The sequence below is a fragment of the Acaryochloris sp. IP29b_bin.137 genome, assembly GCF_028285745.1.
Classification (GTDB): Bacteria; Cyanobacteriota; Cyanobacteriia; order Thermosynechococcales; family Thermosynechococcaceae; genus Acaryochloris.
Genome location: NZ_JANQOP010000276.1, coordinates 1 through 1,786 on the forward strand (window position 1 = coordinate 1; position 1,786 = coordinate 1,786).

Sequence of the window (1,786 nt, forward strand, 5' to 3'; positions counted from 1 at the left end):
TTGCCTCCAGCGAGTCTTTCAGCCATGATCCCAGAGCCGACAACGGTTGCTAGCAGTGTCAAGGTGCCTAGCCACTCGGCTATCAATCTGCGTAGCATCGCACGATTCCTTTTCCAAGCCAACATTATTCAGGGTGCAAATGTACAAATTTAGAACGATGTTCCCACTGGTTGCGACGATAACAATTTTATTCCAGTAATGTCTATAAGTATGCTCTGAGCAGTAGCCATTTTTCTATTCAACTAAATAATTTTACCTATTATTAAACTTCTGTTAATCTAAAATATCCAACATTATGGAAATAATAGAGGTACTTTCATTTAACATACTTTCCTTGCCCCTCACTCACGGGGTTTTTTCTTGTAAGTTTTTCCTAAACTTAGGCAACTTAAAAATCTAATAAAGGGGTTCCTATACCTGTAACTAGAGTAAGGTAGTGCATTTGAATTACCACTCTTTGTTGTCTGTCTTTTAGGGGGCAGGCTTTTTTATCTGTAAAGACTTTGTTCAACGAATAGGAACATACCCTGCCTTCTCGATCAGGCTTTGACCTTAATAATTGATAGCTTATTTTGCTGTGGAAGTGTAATCTAAAATCCCCTTTTTAAGCTATGCCAAGGTTTCTTTATCGCAATCGTTTGCTACGTCTTCATTGTAATTGCCTTTAGACATTCCAAACTCCTGAAAAGAATCATCCCTTAAATTAAGGTTCTGTACATCGGGTTGACTCAGATGGACCTATGAGAGTCTAAGAATTCAACGAAATCTTAAGGCTAGAACCTTTAGGTTTATGGGCTTCGAGTCATTGCCCTGGAAACTGCTCGCGGATTAAAGGTGACCAGCGTTTACTGGGCCTGGGATTTACGTTAACGATTCAGCAGATTTTGCACTCTGGTTTGCAAGCCCTGAATCGCTTCATCGATGGCGTGGGTAATTTCTTGCCAAGCTTCATCTGCCGCATTGGCAATATCAGTGAGCTTTAACTGGGCATCCGCGAGATGTTGTTCTAGCTGCTCAATTTCTTCATGCTGGGCTTGTTCTAAGATGCGATCTCGATCCGATTTCAATTGTTCTAAAGTCGCTTTGACATCACTGATTTGGGTCTCAATTTGTTGGATATAGGCCAATTTGTCACTCATTGCTGTGATTCTCCTAATGTCAAGTAGACAGGCGATGGTCCTAGCCCACCACCGAGGTAATGCCTAAACAAACCGCCGGGACGACAAAAAATACGCCGACGATATAGGCAAAAGCAATAGACTTTTTCTCACTGGCCACAACTGATAGGATCTCGGCTCCTTGAATGGGTAAGCGGCAGAGGAAGGGAATGCCATAGATGACAACCACGCCTAAAAAGTTGTAGAGCATATGCACCATGGCAATTTCCAAAGCTGGTACTGCTTCAGCTCCTGACACAGACGTGGCTGCCAATAGGGCGGTAATGCAGGTGCCGATATTCGCTCCCAAGGTGAAGGGATATATCTGCGACAACCCAAACACCCCGGATCCGGCCAAGGGCACCATTAAGCTCGTCGTCGTGGAAGAAGACTGCACCAGAATTGTAATCAGGGTACCCGCCGCAATCCCAGCAATCGGTCCCCGGCCAATGGCCACATGCAAGATGTCTTTGGCCCGCCCCACCATCAGTACTTTGAGCAGCTTGCCCACGAAACCAATGGTCAAGAAAATGGCATGGTTTAAAAACAGGAGATTTTGGGTTACACCTCCACGGCAAAATAAACCATCATTTTTCGATGGCTTGAGGTCTACTTCTACCCAATCAGGT

General features: G+C 44.2%; 2 protein-coding genes and 1 pseudogene. All 3 read right to left on the reverse strand.

Annotation, left to right across the window (positions count from 1 at the left end):
- Positions 1-98: pseudogene (locus Q0991_RS25280) on the reverse strand (aquaporin family protein); the annotation flags it as partial.
- Between the two features lie 768 nt (positions 99-866).
- Positions 867-1,139: a hypothetical protein gene (locus tag Q0991_RS19560; RefSeq protein ID WP_299491676.1), complete on the reverse strand. Its 273-nt coding sequence runs from the start codon at positions 1,137-1,139 to the stop codon at positions 867-869.
- Positions 1,140-1,179: 40 nt separating this feature from the next.
- Positions 1,180-1,786, reverse strand: a 607-nt coding sequence (locus Q0991_RS19565) for a Na/Pi symporter (RefSeq protein ID WP_299491678.1), incomplete at its 5' end; no start/stop codon positions are given.